We start from the raw sequence: 21314 nt of genomic DNA on the forward strand, positions 1-21314 counted from the left end.
GTTTCCACAGCCTGTTGTTGGGCTTCGCTAAAAGTTACAACCCCTAAGGATCTTTCAGGATAGTTGCGGAAATGCTCGTAAACTAGCTCAGCCACACGAGAGGCCTCTTGTACGTTGCATTTCTTACCGCCACGATCATAAATTCCATTCTCAATATAAATATACTCGACTCCGTGGTTAGGCACCTTATCAATGTGAGAAGGAAACGTGATTAAAGTATGATTGTAAATTTTTGCATTTGAGAAAGCAATCAGATGTTCATGACGACTCCGATAATGCCATCGTAGTGTTCGCTCCGTCAGAACAGTAAGCGATTCATCAAGAATAGACTCAAACGCATCGGCATCATCGAAATCTTCGTCATCTTCCCCATCTACGTCAAGTCTCCATCTGAAGTACTCGCTGCAAAGAAATTGGTAGGTGGCAATTGTTTATTTATCACCAGCAATAATGACTTGCCTTCCTCTCATAATTGCTCCTATAGCATCTTCAGTACAAACCTGTGATGCCTCGTCGAAGATAATCACATCAAAATTGTAGTTCTCTGCATCAAGAAATAAGCTTACGGAGAGGGGAGACATCATCAAACACGGTTTTAGAGTAAGTAATAAATTAGGTATTGCCTTGAATAGTTTCCGTAGAGGAAGTATTTTGCGTTGTTTGCCTAGCTCGCGTTTTAATATTCCAACCTCATCCACAGCCATTGTAGCTATGTTTAAATCCGGCAACCTTGAGACAAGCCGTTCTTTAGTCCTTGTTCGTGCCAATGAAAGTTGAGTTAAATCGAGACGATTAAATTCTTGAATGATCTCATCGTGACTGCGACTACGGAATGAATTAACTGATGGAAACTTTAAGATCACAGAGTCTACCCACAGTCGATAAAAACGCTTAAGGAACGAACCGACTATCTGATCTTTGTCGATTTTGAGTTCCTCAACCTTCTGAACATATTCCGATAGTCCATCTTTATTGCACTCATCCCTGCTGCTACGAAAATCAATCCATTCTTCCAGAGAAAATATGTTATTCAGACAATTGCTAATTTTTAAAGAAACAACTCTTACGTCTGTTCGATGTAACTCCTCTTTATTGTTAAAGAGGCTTGCAAACCATCGCCATTCCTTCTGTATTTGATTCAAGTTGTCCTTAAGAATTTTATTGTAAGAAGAGACCTCTGTGACGTATGAGAAATCGGAACAAATACGAGCAATAAAACTCTGCGGCAATGAATACTTTTCATATAATTTTTTAAAATCTCCAGCCCAAGATAAAGATCCTAAGATGGAGTTCCAATCGGTTTGGATACTACCGTTGAAGAAGTTATGATAGTTCTCTTTCAGGTTGTCGCTCTCCATATTGATTGTGCGATCAATAATCTGAATAATCTCTAACTTGGAGAGATCATTCATAACCTCGTCATATGAAAGTTCTTTTTGACTATGCTTTGTTATCTCTGTAAATAATCCGTTCAATACCTGAAGTGATTTCATTACCCGGCAACCATTTCAAGAAGTACTTGTAGATCCAAAACTCTATAATCGGATGTTGATGGAAAATCTTTTGAAGAGTAAGAATCAGATCGGAGTCTTTTATGATACCAAGCTTCTGATGTCGTGTTTTAATGTCCTGATAATTCGTTCCTCCTTGAACGAGAAAGTCTTTAACGCTAACAGGAATATTTTCGCCTGAGAAACAGTTGATAATGTTTGAAAATTGTTCGAGCGATTGCTCGAAGAGCCCCCAGTCCGTCATTTTTCCCAAGTAATGGCTCCCGAGTAATTGGGCGAGTATTTGTTCATTTTCAATTAACCACGAATGCTTTTCCCCGAGTTCTTTTAATTCGTTTAATACTGCAATGATGGTTTGGTCATCGAGCTTTAAAGAACTGTCTCTCATCAAAGCACGAATTTGTTTTTTATCTGTTCTATAGCTCTTCTTAATGGTCTTGAACCAAGATGTGTATTCAACTTTAAAACGTTTGAGCATAGACGAGTAATCAATGTCAAAAATCTCATTATCGAAACGGCTGCTAATGAAAGTCGTGAGATCGTTGATCTCGTTGTACTTATTCTTTGCTTCTTCTGACAATTTCTTAATTGCATTATACTTACTGGGATCAAACCATGCCTCAGTAGGTCTTGGATTTAGAAGTATGAGGCCCAATAATGTATGAAGAGTTTCTAAACCTGAAATGGATCTCTTATAAGGGATTTTTAATATTTCAAAAATACTCTCTGCTGCAGTTGAAGTATCTTCTATTTTTCCACAAAAAGAAGTCAGTTCATTAATGATTGATTTTGCGAACTTCAAAATATCATTTTCACTTGAAAAACTATCCGCATTTAATGAAGGCTTAATCGAAGTAACACTTGATGAGAGTAGTGATTTCGTATTTTCTGCTGGCAGAATAAAGTATTCTTTGTCATAAATATTGACTAACTCTGACTGGTAAACTTCATATTCCTTTTTCATTGCAAGAAATTTCTCAGCTTGCTGAATCAGTGGAGTAATATTTTCAGTAGTTATCCAATGAATCGGAATTCCCGGCGACTTTTCCGATATGTCGAGAATCTCAATGAATTCCTCTGCAGTAGCTAGCGTTAAATCTCTGTTCAGTTCAAGGTTCGAATAGATTTTATTATAGTTCTCAACAAGTATATGGAAAGCGGGGGTCAGCTTTCTTAAGTTTGTTTCAATATCGTGCCGTAGTTCATGCGAAACATTGGGAACTGTGCAGTTCCTCCAAGGGTTGAGCGCGTAATCCTCAGTCATTTTTCCAATGGTTTTGGAGAATTCATTCAAAAGGTAAATATATCTATTCAACTTCTCTGGAGTCGTTTCGCCGATATTGTCAATGGAGAAAATAACATCCGGGGTTTCGTATAACTTAGCTAATTTCCCATTTATTCTGTATAGTGTTTGATTGAGAGGCTGAATGGTCGTGTGAAGTTCAGTAATATATTGATTTAGTTTATCCCTTTGCTTTTCAAGTAGTTCTAGTTGGGATATTGCCTCATCATGAACTTTAAATCTATTAAGAGCCAATGTATTACCAAGATCGTTTAGGACTTCCTTCTTATTAGCTCTATGGCTATGTAGGGTTAGACAAAAATCTGATAAGCCTGCTTGTGTCAATCGTTTGTGTACAACCTCAAGTGCTGCCATTTTCTCCGAAACAAATAGCACTCGCTTTCCCTCAGCAAGACTCTCGGCGATAATGTTTGTAATCGTTTGGCTTTTTCCAGTACCAGGAGGCCCTTGCAGCACAAAGCTGACACCTTTCTTTGCGTAAAGAATGGCGTCCTGCTGGCTGGAATCTGCATCAACGATTTGAAATGTATCAATAGCCCGCGTCTTCCGGTCATGATCAAAATGATTGAATTCCTCAGGCAAAGTCTTTATTTGACTTCGGTCTCCGGATAGCCCGAGAAGGACAGGATGAGTTTTAATCTTATCCTGATTCTTATCCAAGTCTTCGTACATATTTATTTTCAAGAAGGAGAGCAAGCTTAGGCCGGTCTCAAATGTAACTTCCCATTTATTTTTAATAACAGATTTGTTGAGGTTGTCGAGATAAGTGGTAATACTATCTTCGTGTGCATCAAACTCAGGTAAAATTACCCCAAATTCATGTTCCATCTTATATTTTAATGTTGGGTTAATTACAATTTCATCTTCATGCATACGTAGAACGAATGGTGACGTTAATGACTCCAGCATGAGCGAAACCGGAGCAAGCACGATGGGAGAAGAGATAATTCGATCAGAGTCGGGGCTCTCCCTCCACTTTAGAAAACCAAATGAAAGATAAAGGATGTTTACGCCTTGCTCTTCTAGGGCTGTTTTTGCTTTATTTCTAAGATTTCTTAATGTCTTCTGTTGCTCCTTAATGGTTTGATTGGTCTGTAAGTCGCCAAGTGAAATATATGATTCAGTTTCGTCGTCATAGTCATTGTCATCATCTTCAAATGGGAATGGAAATTCTAAGGCACTTTCATTAAGTATGAGTAGTCTATACAACTCCACGAGATCAGGGGCTACTATTTTTATGTTGGAACGTTTTGTTTCTCGATAGTTGATGAGTCTGTTTTTTTTGCCCAAATCAAGAAGACGCTTCTTCCACTTATCTATACGAACATCAATTGCAGCCATAATAACACCTCAGCCGTTCAGGACTTTATCACTAGATGAAAACAGATATTTATATAAATAAGTTCAACAACTGGCAACAATCTCCTTCTTTCGACTTAAAAATCATAGAATATTCCAACTCAAAATAAGATGTCGAGAATATTTTCGACGATAGAGTGATACGATGATTCTTATTCATTGGGAAAGCTCGGGGAATGGTTATGTAATATCTTAAATACATCGTGGAGGCGATCTCATGGAAGTTATGTTTAATGAATTTTGTATCAGCAATGATAAGACAAGAATTGATAAGGATATCGTGATAGATTTTTTGTCGCGAAGCTATTGGGCTAATAAAAGACCTATCGATCGTACCATTAAGGCTATAGAAAATTCTTATTGCTTAGGTGTGTACAAAGACGAAAAACAAGTCGGTTTTGCGAGAGTTATTAGTGACGGTGCGACATTCTTTTATATATGTGATGTATTTGTTTTGGAGGAGTACAGAGGCAAGGGGATAGGGAAGAAATTAGTTGAAATTATTGTAGACTCAGATGAGTTTGAAGGAATGATGGGCCTATTGGGGACACTGGATGCTCACGGGCTGTATGAGAAATATGGATTTATTAAGGATCCGGATCGGTTTCTGAAACGACCTCCCACATGGAGTGTACAACAACAAAGCTAGCATTTCTAAAAAACAAATCGAAGGATTGTTTTCTGGAAGGAAATGAAAGGCGCACGATTACGTCACCGTAACCGTGCGCCTCTCCACTCATCCTGGACAATTTAATGGAATCCGCTTCTCATGGTCGTACCCCCGCTCAGAACGTCTCTGCCTCTTTGGTTTTCCGCTTCCTCCATGCCAATTCATAGACCACCGGAACAACAATCAACGTTAACAGCGTTGAGGTGAATAATCCGCCGATGACCGTAATGGCGAGTCCGCCGGAAATTAGGCTGGTTGAAGAGCCTGATAATGCGAGCGGTACGAGCGCTAACATGGTTGCAAATGCAGTCATCAGAATCGGACGAAGGCGGGTCTTGGATGCTTCCACGATCGCTTCCGTTATCGGCATGCCGGCGGATTTGCGGTTCTTCTCGACCCGATCGAGCAGCACTACTGCATTGGTAACGACAATCCCTATGAGCATAAGCATCCCGATCATTCCGCTCATCGATAAGGACTGTCCGGTAACGAACAGAGCGCCGAGAGCGCCAACCGGAATGAACAATAGCGAGGACAGAATGATCAGCGGCGTAAGCAGCCCGCCGAATGTCATGCTCATCACGAGGAAGACAAGACCGATGGCCACGACCATGGCGATTCCGAGATTAACAAAGCCCTCCGCAATCATCTGTTGACCGCCGCCGATAGTCACTTCAACGCCGCTTGGCAGCGACAAGCTATTGATGTTATCTTCGATTTTTTTCGTGACCGCTGAAACCTCATCGGATTTTTTGACTGTTCCGCTGATTTGAGCATACATCTTGCCATCGTCATGATTGACCTGAATCCAAGCATTCTGCTGCGTAATGTCGGCAACGTCTTTTAGCTTCTTCAAGCCGCCGACAGTCGGGACTTGGACATTCTCAAGCTCCTCCCTGGATGTGATCTGCCGATCGTAGGACAAGGTGATATCCCGATCTTTATTATCAATCGTATACGTTCCGGCATCTACCGGACGCAACTGTTCTCCTACGAGCTGCATGATCAATAAGGGACTCACATTCGCATCGATTCCTTGCTGATTTAGCGTCAGAACCCATTTTGGGGAGACTTCGTTCATATTGTTCGTAATATCCTTGAGGTCGCTGCTTTGTTTCATCAAGCTTTCAATTTGCTGGGCTGCTTTCGCCAAATTGTCCGCATTATTTGCAAACACGCTTACGTCGATATTGTTGCCAGTTACCAGGCCTTCCTGCTCGCCCGCCTTGACATTGATCGCCGTTCCTTCTTCCTCGGCCGTCACAATAGCCGGCAGCTCCGTATTCATGCGATCGACAAGCTGATCGATATCTGTCCCGTCAACGAACTGCGCAGTTACCGTTGCTTTGTTCTTGCCTCCGGATGATGCCAACGGGTTACCGCCTGAGCTGCCAATGGATACGCTATAGCTTTCTGTTTCGTTCAATTCTTTCAAATAGCTCTCCACTTTGGCGCTGACTTTGTCGGTTTGCTCCAAGCCGCTCTTAGAGGGCAGAGTGATCCCAATTGACGCTGTCGGGACCGAGCCGGCCGGAAGGAACGCCACACCGAGCAGAGGAATGAGGCTTAGGGAACCGATTAGCAGCAGCACGGATGCGCCGAGTACAATGCCCTTGCGCTTTAATGCGCCGCGGATTACCTTTTCAAATCCGTCCGTCAGCCTCCCACCTTGCTTATGCGGCTTGACGCGTTTGAAAAACTTGCTTCCCAATACCGGAATAAGCATAACAGCCACCAGCAACGAAGTAAGGATCGAGATGACCACCGCTAGCGAGAAAGGCCGGAAAAACTCCCCTATAATCCCGCTGACGAAAGCGAGCGGCGCGAATACGACAATCATTGCGACGGTTGACGATGCGACCGCTCCGATGACTTCCCGGGTCGCCTGGAAAGCAAGCTCCTTGCCTTTGAGCTGTTCACCCTTTTCTTGTTTCCATCTGTAAATGTTCTCGATAACGACGATACTGTCGTCCACGATTCGCCCGATCGATACGGCGATACCGCCAAGCGTCATAATATTGAGCGTATAGCCCATCTGATTCATAACGGCAATCGTAGCGAAAATGGAAATAGGCAGCGAAATGATCGAGATGAGGGTCGCTCTCACATTGCGCAAGAACAGGAAGATGATCAGAACGCAGAACAATGTGCCATACAAGCCTTCGCGAATAAGACCGGATACGGACTCTTTGATCTCCTCCCCTTGATCTCTGATGACATGAACGTTCAGCTCGCCTTTATCTTGGTAAGAAGTCAACAGCTCCTTAATTTCATCCGAGACTTCCGCCGTGTTCGCATCCTGATTTTTGACAACTTGTACGACAAAGCTCGGTTCCCCGTTGTAACGAGTAATCTCGTCTTGCGTCGATACCGTCTTGATTTCGGCAATGTCCGACAGCAATGCAACTCCTGACGCCTGTTGCTGCGGGGAAGACGCTGTTCCCGGTTGTGCCGCGGCGGCCCCTAATTTCAAGTCTTCGATTTGCTTCAAGGAATCAACTGAACCCGTCAGACGAATCGGAATCGTCGTCTCTTCCTGGGTAACCGTACCGAGCGGAAGGGCATAGTCAAGTGATTGCAGCGCGCTTTGGATAGCGCTTAAGGTAATCCCTTTCTGTGCGGCTTTCTCTTTATCGACGACTATGTTCAGAAGCTCGGATGTCGTCCCTTTCAAGCTTACGGAGCTTACGCCGTTCAGTTTTTGCAATTTGGGAACGACATCCTCCTGAAGCTTCTCCTCCAGCGCTTGGGAATTGTCGCCTTCGGAGAAAATCGCCGCCTGATAGATCGGCTGGGTGTTGGCAGACAACCGCTTGACGGTTGCCTCCGCCTTATCGGGCAAGCTCACCTTGTCTAATGCGGATTCAATATCGTTGAAAAGCTTGTCCATATCCGAACCAAACGGAAATTGAATCGCGATATTGGCGAAGTTCTCCGACGAAGTGCTCGTAAGCGATTCGTACCCCTGAATACTCTTCAGGCTCTCTTCCAATGGTTTTGTAACTTCCGTCTCCATCTCTTCCGTTGATGCGCCAGGCTGTACGACCTGAACGAACACGGCCGGGAACTCCAAATCCGGGAGTGTCTGTTGCTTGATCTGCGTTGCCGAATAAAGACCATACCCTAATATGAGAATACAAAGAATGACGACGGCGACACTATTTTTCAAGCTGATTCTTGTTAACCAGTTCACGTTCTCTCTCTCCTCTCGACTACCTGTTTGCATTATACAACCCGAATTTGTACTCACTGTGTACTCGAGTTATACAATTGCTGCGGTAGAAAGAGGAGGCAAGTGAACCGAAATCGTCGTGCCTTCGCCGACTCTGCTTGTCACCTGAATGTCGCCTTGGTGGAGATCGACGATTCTTTTCACAATCGACAAACCAATACCGTTACCGCTAATCGCACGGTCTCTGGATTTGTCCACCTTGTAGAACGGTTTGAAAATGTTGCCGATCTCCTCTTCAGGAATGCCCTGGCCGCTATCCGTAATCAAAACCTTAATGCCGTGATTGTCTTCTCTTATCGTTACCCGAACGCTCCCGCGCTCTTCCGTGAATTTGATGGCGTTCCCAATCAGATTGGTCCAAAGCTGATTAAGCTTGCCTTGGTCCGCCATGATGAGAACTTCCGCCGACTCGAGCTCAATCGCCAGGTTCTTGAATGACCATTGCGGTTCGGAAGCAATAATAACGTTGCGGATTTGTTCGTCCAAGCGATAATTGCTTACATTTAGTTGCAGATGCTCGTATTCCAAAGAAGACAGTTGAAGGAGATCTTCGCTCAACCGGGACAACCGATTAGTCTCATCCTCAATAATGCCAAGCAAGCGCACTCTGCTGGCTTCGTCCATCTTCTTGTGGATGAGCGCATGCGTAAACCCCTTAATGGACGTTAACGGAGATTGGATTTCATGGGATACGTCAGAGACGAATTGTCGCCTGGAGTTCTCCAGCATGCCTAGCTCGTGAGCCATCCGGTTAAAGCTTGTCGTCAGTTGTCCGATTTCGTCTTTACGTTTGGTAGTCAAGCGAAAGCTGAAATCGCCCTTTGCCATTTTGCGGGTTGCAGCAGTCAAATGCTGCAATGGACGGACGATGTAACGGGCCGAGACGACAATAAAGAGACTGCCGAAGAGCAACACGATAAGCAGTTGGTTTCGAAGCCAGCTGCCAATAAAGCTGCCCAGCTCGCCGAATTCCGGAGTTATGAACAGAGCAAAGGGCTTCCCGTTAATTTTAAAGGGAAGTCCGAGTACCATTTGCTCGGGCCACGTGCCGAATTGCTCCAGTATACGCCGCCGTTCAGTACATCGCGAAGCTGCTCCGAGCTCACTTCAAGGGATGGGTTCGGAGGCGGATCTGTTTCATGCAGAGGATTACCCTCCATGTCAAACATACGAATAGAATAATTCTCGAGAGCCGTCAATCCTTTCATTAGGGTGTCTTGATTGTCGGGATTAGATTGTTCATAAGCTTGAATAATCGTTTTCCCTTTGGAGACCAGATTGTCGTGCACGAATACTCGAAGCTGGTCGTTAAAAAGGCGGCCGTTTGTGATAAACCCCAGTATCAAGCTGATTAAAACGGAACCCAAGAAAATAATAATCATACGTATATAAAGGGATTTAATCACGATATACCTCCAGACGGTATCCCACCCCCCGGAAGGTCACGATTCTGAAATCTTGTTCGTAAGCGTTAAACCGATCCCTCAGTCGTTTCACATGAGTATCGACGGTTCGCTCGTTGCCCTCATATTCATAGCCCCATATATTCTGGATCAAGGTATCTCTCGTAAATAGTTTGCCCGGTTGGGTGGCCAGCATAAAGAGCAGCTCGAATTCCTTAAGAGGAATGGACTCCTCCTTACCGGTCTCCTTGTAGCGAATCTGGCAGCTCGTTTTGTCCAAGGTTACATTCCCCAGCTTGATGGTCTGGGATATGGAAATCCGGTATCGCTTGAGCAGCGCTCTAACTCGCAGAACAAGCTCCATCGGCTCGAAAGGCTTGACCAAATAATCGTCGGTTCCGACCTGGAACCCTTTGATCCGATCCATCGGCTCTCCCTTGGCGGTAATCATAAGCACAGGCTTATCTCCTGCTTCCCGTAGGCGACGACACAATTCCCATCCGTCCATTCGAGGCATCATGACATCCAGCACGATCAAATCTACAGCGTGATTGGTGTAGTAGTCCCATGCCTCTTCTCCGTTGGGCTTTTCTACGATTTCCATGCCTTCATCCTCCAAGTACAAACGAACCAATTCTCGTATATGCTCCTCATCGTCCACGACCAAGACGGTTGTCAAATTCAGCGCCCCCCATTCTATTTCTGCAACGTTTGTTTTCCCAATTATATAAAAATTGAGTTTTGAATCAATCATTGGGAAAGAAAATCGAGACAAATCGGATTGGGTTGATTAGGATTGGCTTGACCGACTGAAGCGGACTATGGCAGGATGTTAAGGATAACGATAAGGAATGGAGTATGCGAAATGTCATCTAACTTGCCCAATTGCCCAAGCTGCAATTCAGAATACACTTACGAGGATGGGAGTCTTCTGGTGTGCCCGGAATGCGCTCACGAATGGAGCTTGGAATCGAGTTCCGATAATAGTGTGGATGAAAAAATAGTTAAAGATGCCAATGGGAATGTCTTGCATGACGGCGACTCCGTGAGCGTTATTAAGGATCTGAAAGTAAAAGGAACGTCATTGGTCGTAAAAATAGGCACAAAAGTAAAAAATATCCGTCTGATTGACGGCGATCATGATATTGATTGCAAAATCGATGAGTTTGGAGCGATGAAATTAAAATCGGAGTTTGTCAAAAAAATATAGCTGCTGCCTTATACTCGAAAAGACCGCCGTCCGTAGATCGCGGTCTTTTCGTATAATCGTAGAGCGTCACGATTTCGCTTGCACCTTACGTAACGTAAGGTTTTATACTAGAGCTACCGGTACATAGCTAGCGCCAAAGAGCGGAGATGGTGAATGAAGAGACATTGGAAGATCGGGGATCTCGCCAAGCTGACGGGGCTTACCGTGCGAACCTTGCGTTACTACGATCAAATCGGGTTGTTCTCTCCGTCCGGTCAGACGGAATCCGGCCACAGGCTGTACAGTGAATTGGACTTGTCGCGCTTGCACCAGATTTTATCGCTTAAGGAGCTGGGCTTATCTCTTGAGGAGGTTAAGGCAGCTTTAACTGGCGGGCAAATCAGCCCGCTTGAAATCGTCAACCTGCAGATCGGACGAATCAAAGAGCAGATCAAGCTGCAGCAGAAACTATTGGAGCAGCTAGGACATGTATCTAAGCTTTTGCAGGGAAAGGCGCAATTAACCATTGAAGATTTCACCAGCCTCCTGCAAGCGATGAAAATGCGATTCGAGAAGCCCGTCGTTGAGCGGCAAACGAGCTGGGAGCGACATTTGGACCTGCTAGGAGACTTTCTTGCCGTAGAGAGCGGAACACCTAAGCCTAATAAGGAGGAAAATCAATGAACGAACGATTCGTTAAGCATTCGACCTTTGTTGTAGAGCGGACTTATGCCGCTTCGCCGGAGCGGGTATATCACGCTTGGGCCGACCCGGTCGCCAAAGCCAAGTGGTTCTCGAAGGCGGATGTCTTCGACTTTCGAGTCGGCGGACGCGAGTACAGCAGCGGCGGGCCGCCGGAAGGACCGATCTTTACCTTCGACGCCAGCTACCAGGAGCTTGTTCCGGAGCAGCGCATTGTCTATACGTACACGCTGGATTCGGGCGGAACGCGCATCTCCGTCTCGATTACAACGGTTGAGCTTATCGAGGTGGAGGGCGGAACGAAGCTGATTTTCACGGAGCAAGGTGCGTTCTTGGACGGACACGATACGCCGGAAATACGGGAGCACGGTACAAACCTCATGTTGGACGCACTGGGCAAGGCAGTAGAAGGGGAGGTATAAGCATGACCGTAGGTGAGAATGAGATTATTTCCACGCGCGAGTTCGATGCCCCTCGGGAGCTGGTCTTTCGAGCTTGGACAACCCCCGACTTGTTAGCTCGATGGTGGGGGCCGCAAGGCTTCACGAATACGTTTCACGAGTGCGATATAAGGCCGGGCGGCGCGTGGCGGTTCATCATGCACGGACCGAACGGCGTGGATTACCCGAACCATAGCGTCTTTGTAGAGATCGTGCCGCTAGAGCGGATCGTGCTCGATCATCTATCCGGCCACGAATTTCGAGTCACGGCCACCTTCGAGGGCTTGGAAGGCGGTCGTACCAAGGTCGCCTTCCGTCAGCTTTTCAAAAACACGGAGGAGTTCGAGCAAGCCAAGACGTACTGCGTTGAAGGCAATGAACAGAACTTCGACCGGCTCGGCGAGCTGCTGGCGGAATTGGCCTTCTAGCTTGGTATAGTGACAGCTTAAAAAGTTATCGCCGTTCACGCTCCCTGTCGGGATCGGACGGCGATTTTTATTTTTGTAAAAACACTTACATCAATAATAAATAGTTTGATATAATACCAAACAGACCGGTTGGTATGTAGAGGGGGTAGATGAATGTGACTACCAAATCGCTAATGATTGATGCCGCTACAAGCCTTTTTCAGAAAAAAGGCTACAAAAGCGTAGGACTCAATGAAATCTTAAAAGCATGCAATGTTTCAAAAGGGGCGCTCTATCATCATTTTCCAAATGGTAAAGATGAGCTTTTAATTGCATGCTTACAGGCCTTAAACGAAGGAATTATGGCAGATATCGAGGACATTTTCAGTAGGCATTTATCGACTATTGAAGCTGCGCAAGCAATGATTGATAAGTTAATTTACAGCTTGGAAACAGAGGGTACCCTTTCCGGATTTACATTTAGCAGCATTGTCAGCGAAATGGCCACGGTGAGTGAGCCCGTCCGCCATGCATGTAGTGCGCTTTACGAAAACATTCAAAGCATTTACTATGCGAAGCTTGTAACCGATGGCTTTTCGAATGAATCGGCTTCTGCTCTTGCATTGCTAATGACCGCTTCGATTGAAGGTGCAATGATGCTTTGTTTGACGCAAAAATCAATAGATCCCTTAAAGAAGATAGCCAGCCTATTACCGAACGTAGTGAAGGGTTTCTAAAGAAGAAAGATCTGAAATCATTTATTGAAAGGAAGAAAAAAATGAATCAGGAAGCAAGATTGCCACGAAACGGGAAAGAGGGTGCATTGTACGGCGCCATCATTTGTACGCTGACAGTTCTGTTAATGACGTCATTAAATATCATTCTGGCTGCCGGGGAATTGAATGCGGCCGTTGCCCTGACGATCCTTAAGTCTTTGCCAATCATATGGGTTATTGTCATGATTATTGAGCCGGTTCTTATTGGCCGTATTGCAGAGAAATTGGTTGGAAAATTCACAGAACCAACGGACAGCTTTAATGCCAAAATTCTATTCCGCATTTTATTCACTGTACTAGGAATGTCAGTTTCTATGACCCTTATCGGCGATATGGTAGGAAACGGTTTTAGCTCTGAGATCTTTAGCCGCTTCTTGGGGAATTGGCCAAGAAATTTCTTAATTGCACTGATCGCAGAGAGTTTGGTGATTCAACCCATTGCACGATTGGCGATGGTAAAGCTGCATGCAGCCCAAGACAAAAGGAGTCAAGCCGTACAGATGTAAACGTACTGACGGTTCCAAGCCTACAGCTTTTTGAGCTGGTCGAGAATGTCCTGCGGCTCCAGCCGCTGCATAAAATCCGGGTTCACGTAAGCCGAGCGGATTATGCCGGACTTGTCGATGATGAAGGTCGAAGGAATGGGGAGGATCCAGCGGTCGGTTGCATTGTAATCAGCCAGATTCCGTTTCAATTTATTCGTCATGACCTCCTGTATGTAGGACGGAACATCGAATAGCACGTGATAGAGGCCGGCCGCCAGCCCGTTCGTATCGCTGAGAACCTGGAAGCGAAGGGCTTCTTTTTCTTGCTGGGAGAGTGTATTGTCCGGACTTTGCGGGCTTAAGGCGATCAATTGGCCGCCCAGCGCTTCGATCTCCGGCAGAATGGCTTGGTAAGCCCGTAGCTGAATGTTGCAGAAGGGGCACCAGCTTCCTCGATAAAAGGTTAACACGACCGGCCCGCTGGAAAGCCGTTCGAACAGATTCACAGGGACGCCTGCCGAATTATTCAACGTAAAGTCTTTCGCTTGTTGCCCCTCTTGCAGGCCGTACACGATTCCCGCTTGCTGCTGCTCGCGAATCAATCGGAATATTTCGGTGTGAACGTCCGCAGGCACTTTGGCCACGAATTGCTTTTTGGCTTCCTCCAGCATCTCATGCAATAGCATAGTCATTCTCCTCCTGTAAGGTAAATTCCAAAAAAAGATACCGATCGGTATCTTTAATATAACATAAGCAATCCCTTATCGAAAGCAAATTTTCATTTGGTATAATGAAAAGAATCATTCCGCGTGTGCGCAAGGGGGAATTGACATGCTCAAGGGAGAAAACACCCGCAAACATATTATCGCGAAGTCTGCCGAGCTGTTTAACCAAAGAGGCTATGCAGGCTCGTCCTTGTCGGACATTACGGAGCTAACGGGCATTAAGAAAGGCGGCATATACCGCTACTTTGCGAGCAAGGACGAAATCGCCGTTGAGGCTTATCAATATGCAGGCAGCATCGTGGGCAGCAAAATCAACGAGGCGCTCGATCGGGAACCGACTGCGATGGGCAAGCTGCTCGTCTATTTGCGTGTTTATGAGAACGTAGTCGAAGCCCCTCCTTTTGTAGGCGGGTGTCCTCTGCTTAACCTGGCTACCGAGAGCGACGACGGCCATCCGGTTCTGCGCGAGCAAGCCCGCCAAGGGCTGGCAAGAACATTGGACGCCATGAAAGAAATTATCTCGGAAGGCGTTCAATCCGGCGAGTTCAAAGCGGACCTTAATATCGATGCATTAGCGACCTTCACGCTATCCGTCATGGAAGGCGGCATCATGCTCAGCAAGCTGGAGGGCGACAATCGGCATGTCCGAATGAATATCGAAAATCTGACGGCGTACTTGAAAGGGATGTGCTTGCGCAAGTAGGGGGTGTTTTCATACGAATGTGGAGTCGACTGTGGATGAAAGCTTAGGGCAACGAGCACGTTTGTATTGCAGGTGGATGGAGTATGGGGAACCTCACAAAAACATTAGGCATAAGCTGAATGATGTCGACTTGAAAGGATGTTTTTGTATGTTTCCTTATTACCCCCAAATCCATCAATTCCCCTATTCCGATAACCGATTTATGCCTCGCGGTTTCTATTACTCCCCTTATACCGATGGCGGATGGCTCTGGCCACATGACGTCCAGGAATCAGACGAAAGCTGCCGGCCGTCTCCGCAGCAACGACTTAGCTTTGTGCTTGTGCATGGCTCCTGGGCCGACGCTCATTTCTGGGACGGCATAGCGGCGGAGCTGAGCAGGGAAGGGCATATAGTCTATGCGCCGGAATATGCAGGTCACGGCAACGATCAGAACAAAGCGGTCACACATGCGATGATCACGAAGTCCGTCGTCGACTTTATAACAAGGCTAAACCTGCGTGACATCATTCTCGTCGGGCATAGCTTCGGCGGTTCTGTTATCCAGAAGGTCGCGGAACAAATACCGGACCGCATCAAGCGCCTCGTTTTTTGGGACGCGTTCGTATTGAAAGACGGCGAGTCTGTTGCCGACGAGCTGCCGCCCCAGACGAGGCAAGGCTTCGAGCAGCTCAGAGCCGCATCGAATGACGATACGATTATGCTCCCGTTTCCGCTGTTTCGGGACTTATTCGTTAATACAGCCACCTTAGAGGTAGCCAGGCAGATGTACGCGCGCGTCACTCCGGAACCAGCAAAGCCGCTCTTCGAGAAGCTGGATCTTAAAGCGTTCTATGCGCTTCCTACGCCCAAAAGTTATGTATTTTTCTACCAAGACAACGTTTTTGCACAAGGAGAGGGCTTCGGCTGGTATCCGCACATGTCCTCGCGGCTCGGCCTGTTCCGCCTGATCGTCGGCGACGGGGACCATATGACCGATTCCCTTACAAGGCCTGCCATGGTGGCGCAGAAGCTGTACGAGGCGGGGCGGGACTGATCGGCTGAAGAAATTTACTTCGCAACAATTTCCTCTGCTTTATCCGTGAACGGTTCAACCGATCGATCCTCGCCATATAGCTCGTTCAAATGCTCGACATGAGCGATTCCCCAGTCATTCATCGACTGCAATAGAGGAGTCATCCGTTTGCCGTATTCCGTAATGGAATATTCGACTTTGGGAGGGATTTGAAGGTAGATCTTCCGATGAACGATGTCGTGATACTCTAATTCCCTTAATTGCGATGTCAGCATTTTTTTCGTTATGTCGGGCATGGCTTTTTGGAGTTCGCTAAATCTCATCGTGCCATTCCCAAACAGATGAAATAAAATGATTGGCTTCCACTTGCCGACAAGGATTTCCAACGCGGTTTCGACCTTGCATCCATCAGGCATTGCGGTTCCTCCTCAAGTCATTATTCAAGGTATCATTTATATACTATGTTTATTTTGAGTGCCTACTTCTCATGATCTACCCTTGAAGCTATTATAGACCTATAAATTTCATTCCTTCAAGGGGGAGCAAACCATTTATGAATATCGCATTATGGATCGCACAAGGTATTTTAGGATTGATTTTTATTATGGCTGGCATGATGAAAGCCTTTCAGTACGAAAAAGCTAAAGAAGGTATGCCCTGGGTAAAAGAATATTCAAAAGGCTTGGTTATTTTTATCGGGTTGTCGGAGCTTCTGGGAGGGCTTGGCGTCATTTTGCCTTATGCAACAGGAGTCGCGCCTTCGCTTACTCCGATTGCAGCTATTGCGCTGGGCATCGTCATGATACTAGCTGCCGGGTTTCACGCTAAGCGAAAAGAAAATCAAGCCATCGGGATGAACATCCTATTCTTGGCGTTAGCTATATTCGTAGCCGTCGGCCGTTGGTAAGGTAACGGTCATGAATTGTAAAAAACGAAGCTAGGAGGTTACAGGATGCTTTCTCCCGTTTTTTTGCCGCATGGCTCGCCCTATACGATTTTCGAAAAATCCGAATTTACGGCGTTTTTGAACCGCTTTGGCAAGGAAAACCGCCCTAAAGCGATCGTCATTTTCTCGGCGCACTTCGAAAGCGAGACTACGACGATTTCCGCAACGGACGACGTGCATGAAATGGTTTACGATTATTACGGGTTTCCTCCCGAATTTTACAAAGTTCAATACCCCGCGAGAGGCTCGACGATCGTCGCTTCCATCGTGGAAGAGCGCTTTCGCCGGCGCGGCATTCCGGTTCAGCAGAAATATCGCGGCTTGGATCACGGCGTATTCCCGGTTTTGCTGCACGCTTATCCGGAAGCCGATATCCCCGTCGTCCCCATCTCGGTCAATCCATTCTTGCCGGCCAAACAGCAAATCGCCATCGGCGAAGCGCTGCAAGGGCTTGAACAGGAAGGCATTCTCGTCATCGGCAGCGGCATGTTAACGCACAATTTTAACGAATTCGATCGGGATCGGCATGCCCCGCCTCGCGAGTGGGCCGTACAATTCATAGATTGGATTCGGGAAAAGGCACTCGCCAGAGATATCGATGCTTTAAGCCGTTACGAATCGTTAGCTCCATATTCGGCCAAGGCAGTCCCTCGTCCGGAGCATTTCGTGCCTCTGCTCATTGCGCTTGGAAGCGGCACACCAGGTCGTGAAGTCCTCGAATTGTACGACTCCCTGGAATATGGCTCGCTAAGCTCGCTTAGTCTTCAGTTCTGAATCCAACGGGGGAGATTTCCGCCGAATGTAGGGTACCTCGTCCTACTGTTGGTGCATTCGACCACTCTTTCCGCCGATTGTGTGGGAGCGCGTCCCACTGTTGGCGCGCTGGCCCGCACTTTCCGCCGAATGAATGGGATTTCGTCCCACTGATGCGCGCTCGCCCGTACTTTTCACCAAATGAAAGGGATCTCATCCTACTGATGCGCTCTCGATCACACTTCTCGCCGATTGTATGGTACCTCGTCCTACTGTTACGAGCGCGCCCACACTTTCCGTCGAATGAATGGGATCTCATCCTACTGATGCGAGCGCGCCCACACTTTCCGCCAAATGAATGGGATCTCGTCCCACTGTTGCACTCTCGCCCTACTGTTACATTCTTAATGGGTCTGTTCGTTCCGGTGATGAAGGAAGTGGTGGAGATGTTGTATCTGACGACGGAGCCGCTCCGTCTTAGCGGAGAAAAATACGAGCGAATCATTGGCCGGAATCCCGCGACCAGTTATGTGGAAGGCTTGACCGCTGCCATTCATCGGTTAAAGAAGTAGGAACAAGGGACTTCATGGCCCTATGTTCCTACCTCGAGCCGGGGGGATTAGAAGCGGATGCGTTCCAGGAGAAATGTTTTCAAGTCGGCTATGGGCATACGAACCTGCGTCATGGAGTCGCGATCGCGTACAGTGACTTGGCCGTCGCTCTCCGATTCGAAGTCGTAGGTGATACAGTACGGTGTACCGATCTCGTCGTGGCGGCGGTACCGCTTGCCGATGGAACCCGTATCGTCGTAATCGACCATGAAGTCGGAGATTAACTCCGCATACACATGCTGGGCGCCTTCCGCCAACTTTTTCGAGAGAGGGAAAATGGCTGCTTTAATCGGTGCGAGTGCGGGGTGAAGACGGAGAACCGTTCGGCTGTCGTCATCATCCAGCTGCTGCTCCTCATAGGCATCGATCAGAAAAGCCAAAGTGACGCGGTCTGCGCCGAGAGAAGGCTCAATGCAGTACGGAATATAGCGTTCGTTCGATTCCTGGTCGTTGAAGCTGAAATCTTCGCCTGAATGATCCATATGCTGCTTCAGGTCATAATCGGTACGATCGGCGATACCCCACAGCTCTCCCCAGCCGAACGGGAAGCGATATTCGATATCGGTCGTTGCATTGCTGTAGTGGGACAACTCATCCTCCGAATGATCTCGCAGGCGAATATGATTCTCTTTCATGCCGAGCTTTACGAGCCATTCGCGGCAGAAGCCGCGCCAGTACTCGAACCACTTACGATCCTCGCCTGGCTTGCAAAAAAACTCAAGCTCCATTTGCTCGAATTCACGCGTCCGAAATGTAAAGTTGCCGGGTGTTATCTCATTTCGGAAGCTTTTGCCGATTTGTCCTATGCCAAACGGCAATTTCTTCCGCATGGTGCGTTGTACATTCTTAAAGTTGACGAAAATGCCCTGTGCCGTTTCCGGACGCATATAAATCTCGTTGGTACTGGACTCCGTGACGCCTTGAAATGTTTTGAACATGAGGTTGAACTGACGGATATCCGTGAAGTCGCGGCTTCCGCAATCCGGACATGCGATTTGGTGTTCGGTGATCAAAGCCTTCATCTGATCGAATGACAAGCCGTCGACGATCTGCTCAATCCCTTTGGCGTCAAGAGCGTTCTCAATGATTTTATCTGCGCGATGACGGGCTTTGCAATGCTTGCAGTCGATCATCGGATCGTTGAAGTTGCCAATGTGGCCTGAAGCCATCCAAGTTCGCGGGTTCATCAAAATCGCCGCGTCGAGGCCGACGTTGAAGGGGGATTCTTGAATGAACTTCTTCCACCAAGCGCGTTTGATGTTGTTCTTCAATTCTACGCCCAACGGTCCGTAGTCCCAAGTGTTCGCCAGACCGCCGTAAATTTCCGATCCCGGAAAAATAAACCCGCGATGCTTGGCCAGCGCGACGATTTGTTCCATTGCTTTCGTTTTGAGACCGCTCATGGTTAACCTCTCCTTTGTCCAACGATTTGCCGTTGATGCCGAGAAACAACGAAAAAGCCCCCGTCACCTAGGCATCAAACTTCGATGCCTAGGGACGAGAGCTCTGTGCCCCCGCGGTTCCACCCTAGTTGACGACCCGTACAGTCGCCCTCTTTTTCCGACGCTCCGACTCCGGACTGCCTTTTCCTTGATGCTTCTTCCGGGCTTTCACCATCCCCGGATCGCTGTGCAGAAAGACAATCAAGTACTATTGGTCCATCATTGCCAGATTAACCTTTGCGGTAATATTACCGGATAATAAAGTAATATTCAAGGGTAGTGAAAACCGTCTCTAGGGATTATAACCAAAATGATGTACGTAACTCAAAAATTAATGAAAACAATCATGAAAACGTTGACATTAGAAAAATGCGTTGTTATCATGAAGGCGTGGTTCAAAAATCTCGAGATTAGGCTGCAGGTGCGATATGGATCAAAGCAAGCGGTTAACCGTCAAGGAATTGGCAAGGCAAATCGGCGTTTCGGTAGCCACGTTGGATCGTGTGTTGAACAACAGGGGCAATGTCAAACCCGACACCTACCGTATGGTGATGGAAAAGATCAAAGAGATGAACTACACACCCAACAAGTCGGCCAGCTTTTTGTCGCGCAAGAATGAGTATGTCATGGCCATCGTGTTCCCCGAGCTGCCGGAATATTTCTGGAATCAAGTGGAACGAGGCGTGCAGACTGCGATCGACGAGTTTCGAGATTACGGCCTGCATGTGCATATTATCCGTTCCGAGAAGTACGATCTCGATCGTCAGAAGGCCATCTTCATGGAGCTGATTGAATCCGGCAAGTACGATGCGATCGCCATCTCGCCGAACGATCCGCAGGAATTTGCGGACATCATCGACCACGGCGTGGATCGCGGAGTAGCCATTTGCACCTTTAACAGCGATTCTCCGCTGAGCAAGCGGTTGTTCTACGTCGGATGCGACTATCGCGTAGCCGGACGGCTGGCGGCGGATGTGCTATGCAAGCTGATTGGCTCGAAGACGCGGGTGGGGCTTATTATGTCCTACACGAACTTCCAAATGCAGCAGAAGGTGACGGGATTCCGCGAGGTGGTGGGCGAATACGACCATATCGAGCTGATCGGCCCGTTGAAACTGCAGCAGGAGGATTACGACTCGCTCGATACGTTCATCGATTATTTTCGCCAGGTCGACGGCATCTATGTTTCCAGCGCCAAGCTCGATAGAGTCGCCAAGCATTTGGCCGATGCGAATTTGTCGAAGCCGATCGCGTTGATCGGTCACGACATGACGGAAGAAATATACGGGCATCTAAGGAAAGGCGTAGTAACGGCAACCATCTGCCAGGATCCCGTTAATCAAGGCTATCTTACCGTGAAATCGATGTTCGATTATTTGGTTTCCGGCGAGAAAGCCAACGAGAAGGAAAATATTACGAAGCTAGAGCTAGTGACGAAGGAAAATGCCCGCTATTATGTTTGATGTAATCTTCGGTACGTCGCGATTTCGATGGCGACAAGAACTTCCGGGGGTTACTGCACATCAAAATGATGTACGTACATCATTAAATGGTGCAATTACTGAGGTGACAATGCCGCGCCGGTTTGCATTTTGATGAAATCGGCAGCGGCAGTGCATACTATTTTTGACATCTTGAGGGG

21 protein-coding genes and 1 pseudogene are annotated in these 21314 nt (G+C 47.1%); 13 read left to right on the top strand and 9 right to left on the bottom strand.

The genetic code is table 11. From position 1 onward, the window contains the following. Positions 1 to 431 precede the first annotated feature (431 nt). On the bottom strand, positions 432 to 1493 hold the full coding sequence (locus D3H35_RS32390; RefSeq protein ID WP_233568065.1) for a hypothetical protein: 1062 nt from the start codon (positions 1491 to 1493) through the stop codon (positions 432 to 434). Next, on the bottom strand, positions 1441 to 4155 hold the full coding sequence (locus tag D3H35_RS12885; protein WP_233567913.1) for a DUF4011 domain-containing protein: 2715 nt from the start codon (positions 4153 to 4155) through the stop codon (positions 1441 to 1443). Before D3H35_RS12885 ends, D3H35_RS32390 begins: the two co-directional genes overlap by 53 nt. Positions 4156 to 4390: 235 nt before the next feature. Here D3H35_RS12885 and D3H35_RS12890 point away from each other — a divergent pair, with 235 nt between their 5' ends. Then, positions 4391 to 4822 (top strand): GNAT family N-acetyltransferase, encoded by a 432-nt coding sequence (locus tag D3H35_RS12890; RefSeq protein WP_119149761.1) that lies wholly within the window; start codon positions 4391 to 4393, stop codon positions 4820 to 4822. A gap of 136 nt (positions 4823 to 4958) precedes the next feature. Here the strand turns inward: D3H35_RS12890 and D3H35_RS12895 are convergent, their stop codons facing one another. The 4 genes from D3H35_RS12895 to D3H35_RS12910 form a co-directional block, all read right to left on the bottom strand. Continuing rightward, positions 4959 to 8036 (bottom strand): efflux RND transporter permease subunit, encoded by a 3078-nt coding sequence (locus tag D3H35_RS12895; RefSeq protein WP_158594094.1) that lies wholly within the window; start codon positions 8034 to 8036, stop codon positions 4959 to 4961. Positions 8037 to 8105: 69 nt separating this feature from the next. After that, on the bottom strand, positions 8106 to 9107 hold the full coding sequence (locus D3H35_RS12900) for a sensor histidine kinase (RefSeq protein WP_119149763.1): 1002 nt from the start codon (positions 9105 to 9107) through the stop codon (positions 8106 to 8108). Continuing rightward, positions 9053 to 9481: a hypothetical protein gene (locus D3H35_RS12905; RefSeq protein ID WP_147355831.1), complete on the bottom strand. Its 429-nt coding sequence runs from the start codon at positions 9479 to 9481 to the stop codon at positions 9053 to 9055. Before D3H35_RS12905 ends, D3H35_RS12900 begins: the two co-directional genes overlap by 55 nt. After that, entirely contained in the window at positions 9474 to 10157 is a 684-nt protein-coding gene (locus D3H35_RS12910; RefSeq protein WP_119149765.1) for a response regulator transcription factor, read from the bottom strand. The genes D3H35_RS12905 and D3H35_RS12910 overlap by 8 nt, the downstream gene beginning before the upstream one ends. Before the next feature lie 186 nt (positions 10158 to 10343). Between D3H35_RS12910 and D3H35_RS12915 the strand changes: the two genes are divergently transcribed. The 6 genes from D3H35_RS12915 to D3H35_RS12940 all read left to right on the top strand — a co-directional run bounded on the left by D3H35_RS12915 (position 10344) and on the right by D3H35_RS12940 (position 13498). Continuing rightward, the gene (locus D3H35_RS12915; RefSeq protein WP_119151142.1) at positions 10344 to 10688 is read left to right on the top strand and encodes a zinc ribbon domain-containing protein YjdM; all 345 of its coding nucleotides are present in this window, start codon (positions 10344 to 10346) and stop codon (positions 10686 to 10688) included. Between the two features lie 153 nt (positions 10689 to 10841). Beyond that, positions 10842 to 11351 (top strand): MerR family transcriptional regulator, encoded by a 510-nt coding sequence (locus tag D3H35_RS12920; RefSeq protein WP_119149766.1) that lies wholly within the window; start codon positions 10842 to 10844, stop codon positions 11349 to 11351. Next, on the top strand, positions 11348 to 11791 hold the full coding sequence (locus tag D3H35_RS12925; protein WP_119149767.1) for an SRPBCC family protein: 444 nt from the start codon (positions 11348 to 11350) through the stop codon (positions 11789 to 11791). The genes D3H35_RS12920 and D3H35_RS12925 overlap by 4 nt, the downstream gene beginning before the upstream one ends. Positions 11792 to 11793: 2 nt before the next feature. Next, on the top strand, positions 11794 to 12237 hold the full coding sequence (locus D3H35_RS12930) for an SRPBCC family protein (protein ID WP_119149768.1): 444 nt from the start codon (positions 11794 to 11796) through the stop codon (positions 12235 to 12237). A 149-nt stretch (positions 12238 to 12386) separates the two neighbouring features. Continuing rightward, a complete protein-coding gene (locus D3H35_RS12935; RefSeq protein WP_233567914.1) occupies positions 12387 to 12953 on the top strand; it encodes a TetR/AcrR family transcriptional regulator in 567 nt (188 codons plus the stop codon). Beyond that, positions 12878 to 13498, top strand: coding sequence for a DUF2798 domain-containing protein (locus D3H35_RS12940; protein ID WP_233567915.1), 621 nt, complete (start codon positions 12878 to 12880; stop codon positions 13496 to 13498). The genes D3H35_RS12935 and D3H35_RS12940 overlap by 76 nt, the downstream gene beginning before the upstream one ends. Before the next feature lie 20 nt (positions 13499 to 13518). Here D3H35_RS12940 and D3H35_RS12945 read toward each other — a convergent pair whose 3' ends face one another. Beyond that, complete coding sequence (locus tag D3H35_RS12945) at positions 13519 to 14163, bottom strand: peroxiredoxin-like family protein (protein ID WP_119149770.1); 645 nt, start codon at positions 14161 to 14163, stop codon at positions 13519 to 13521. Between the two features lie 145 nt (positions 14164 to 14308). On the opposite strand from D3H35_RS12945, the gene D3H35_RS12950 reads away from it, so the two are divergent. Then, positions 14309 to 14905 (top strand): TetR/AcrR family transcriptional regulator, encoded by a 597-nt coding sequence (locus tag D3H35_RS12950; protein WP_119149771.1) that lies wholly within the window; start codon positions 14309 to 14311, stop codon positions 14903 to 14905. A gap of 148 nt (positions 14906 to 15053) precedes the next feature. Next, entirely contained in the window at positions 15054 to 15941 is an 888-nt protein-coding gene (locus D3H35_RS12955) for an alpha/beta fold hydrolase (RefSeq protein WP_119149772.1), read from the top strand. Between the two features lie 14 nt (positions 15942 to 15955). Here the strand turns inward: D3H35_RS12955 and D3H35_RS12960 are convergent, their stop codons facing one another. After that, on the bottom strand, positions 15956 to 16336 hold the full coding sequence (locus D3H35_RS12960; RefSeq protein WP_119149773.1) for a winged helix-turn-helix transcriptional regulator: 381 nt from the start codon (positions 16334 to 16336) through the stop codon (positions 15956 to 15958). Positions 16337 to 16473: 137 nt separating this feature from the next. On the opposite strand from D3H35_RS12960, the gene D3H35_RS12965 reads away from it, so the two are divergent. The 3 genes and pseudogenes from D3H35_RS12965 to D3H35_RS12975 form a co-directional block, all read left to right on the top strand. Beyond that, a complete protein-coding gene (locus tag D3H35_RS12965; protein WP_119149774.1) occupies positions 16474 to 16827 on the top strand; it encodes a DoxX family protein in 354 nt (117 codons plus the stop codon). A gap of 45 nt (positions 16828 to 16872) precedes the next feature. Continuing rightward, positions 16873 to 17640: a DODA-type extradiol aromatic ring-opening family dioxygenase gene (locus tag D3H35_RS12970; protein WP_119149775.1), complete on the top strand. Its 768-nt coding sequence runs from the start codon at positions 16873 to 16875 to the stop codon at positions 17638 to 17640. A 383-nt stretch (positions 17641 to 18023) separates the two neighbouring features. Beyond that, positions 18024 to 18191, top strand: a pseudogene (locus tag D3H35_RS12975) (epimerase); the annotation flags it as partial. Between the two features lie 47 nt (positions 18192 to 18238). On the opposite strand, the gene D3H35_RS12980 reads toward D3H35_RS12975, so the two are convergent. After that, a complete protein-coding gene (locus D3H35_RS12980) occupies positions 18239 to 19633 on the bottom strand; it encodes a glycine--tRNA ligase (protein ID WP_199728517.1) in 1395 nt (464 codons plus the stop codon). A gap of 467 nt (positions 19634 to 20100) precedes the next feature. On the opposite strand from D3H35_RS12980, the gene D3H35_RS12985 reads away from it, so the two are divergent. Further along, positions 20101 to 21135, top strand: coding sequence for a LacI family DNA-binding transcriptional regulator (locus D3H35_RS12985; RefSeq protein ID WP_119149776.1), 1035 nt, complete (start codon positions 20101 to 20103; stop codon positions 21133 to 21135). Positions 21136 to 21314: the final 179 nt, after the last annotated feature.

Source organism: Cohnella faecalis, assembly GCF_003570905.1.
Taxonomy (GTDB): Bacteria; Bacillota; Bacilli; order Paenibacillales; family Paenibacillaceae; genus Cohnella; species Cohnella faecalis.

Excerpts from the sequence above, each read along its gene's own strand:
- D3H35_RS32390 (WP_233568065.1), bottom strand. The coding sequence starts at position 1,493 with ATGAAATCACTTCAGGTATTGAACGGATTATTTACAGAGATAACAAAG.
- D3H35_RS12885 (WP_233567913.1), bottom strand. The coding sequence starts at position 4,155 with ATGGCTGCAATTGATGTTCGTATAGATAAGTGGAAGAAGCGTCTTCTT.
- D3H35_RS12890 (WP_119149761.1), top strand. The coding sequence starts at position 4,391 with ATGGAAGTTATGTTTAATGAATTTTGTATCAGCAATGATAAGACAAGA.
- D3H35_RS12900 (WP_119149763.1), bottom strand. The coding sequence starts at position 9,107 with ATGGTACTCGGACTTCCCTTTAAAATTAACGGGAAGCCCTTTGCTCTG.
- D3H35_RS12915 (WP_119151142.1), top strand. The coding sequence starts at position 10,344 with ATGTCATCTAACTTGCCCAATTGCCCAAGCTGCAATTCAGAATACACT.
- D3H35_RS12920 (WP_119149766.1), top strand. The coding sequence starts at position 10,842 with ATGAAGAGACATTGGAAGATCGGGGATCTCGCCAAGCTGACGGGGCTT.
- D3H35_RS12925 (WP_119149767.1), top strand. The coding sequence starts at position 11,348 with ATGAACGAACGATTCGTTAAGCATTCGACCTTTGTTGTAGAGCGGACT.
- D3H35_RS12930 (WP_119149768.1), top strand. The coding sequence starts at position 11,794 with ATGACCGTAGGTGAGAATGAGATTATTTCCACGCGCGAGTTCGATGCC.
- D3H35_RS12935 (WP_233567914.1), top strand. The coding sequence starts at position 12,387 with ATGAATGTGACTACCAAATCGCTAATGATTGATGCCGCTACAAGCCTT.
- D3H35_RS12945 (WP_119149770.1), bottom strand. The coding sequence starts at position 14,163 with ATGCTATTGCATGAGATGCTGGAGGAAGCCAAAAAGCAATTCGTGGCC.
- D3H35_RS12950 (WP_119149771.1), top strand. The coding sequence starts at position 14,309 with ATGCTCAAGGGAGAAAACACCCGCAAACATATTATCGCGAAGTCTGCC.
- D3H35_RS12955 (WP_119149772.1), top strand. The coding sequence starts at position 15,054 with ATGTTTCCTTATTACCCCCAAATCCATCAATTCCCCTATTCCGATAAC.
- D3H35_RS12960 (WP_119149773.1), bottom strand. The coding sequence starts at position 16,336 with ATGCCTGATGGATGCAAGGTCGAAACCGCGTTGGAAATCCTTGTCGGC.
- D3H35_RS12965 (WP_119149774.1), top strand. The coding sequence starts at position 16,474 with ATGAATATCGCATTATGGATCGCACAAGGTATTTTAGGATTGATTTTT.
- D3H35_RS12970 (WP_119149775.1), top strand. The coding sequence starts at position 16,873 with ATGCTTTCTCCCGTTTTTTTGCCGCATGGCTCGCCCTATACGATTTTC.
- D3H35_RS12980 (WP_199728517.1), bottom strand. The coding sequence starts at position 19,633 with ATGAGCGGTCTCAAAACGAAAGCAATGGAACAAATCGTCGCGCTGGCC.
- D3H35_RS12985 (WP_119149776.1), top strand. The coding sequence starts at position 20,101 with ATGGATCAAAGCAAGCGGTTAACCGTCAAGGAATTGGCAAGGCAAATC.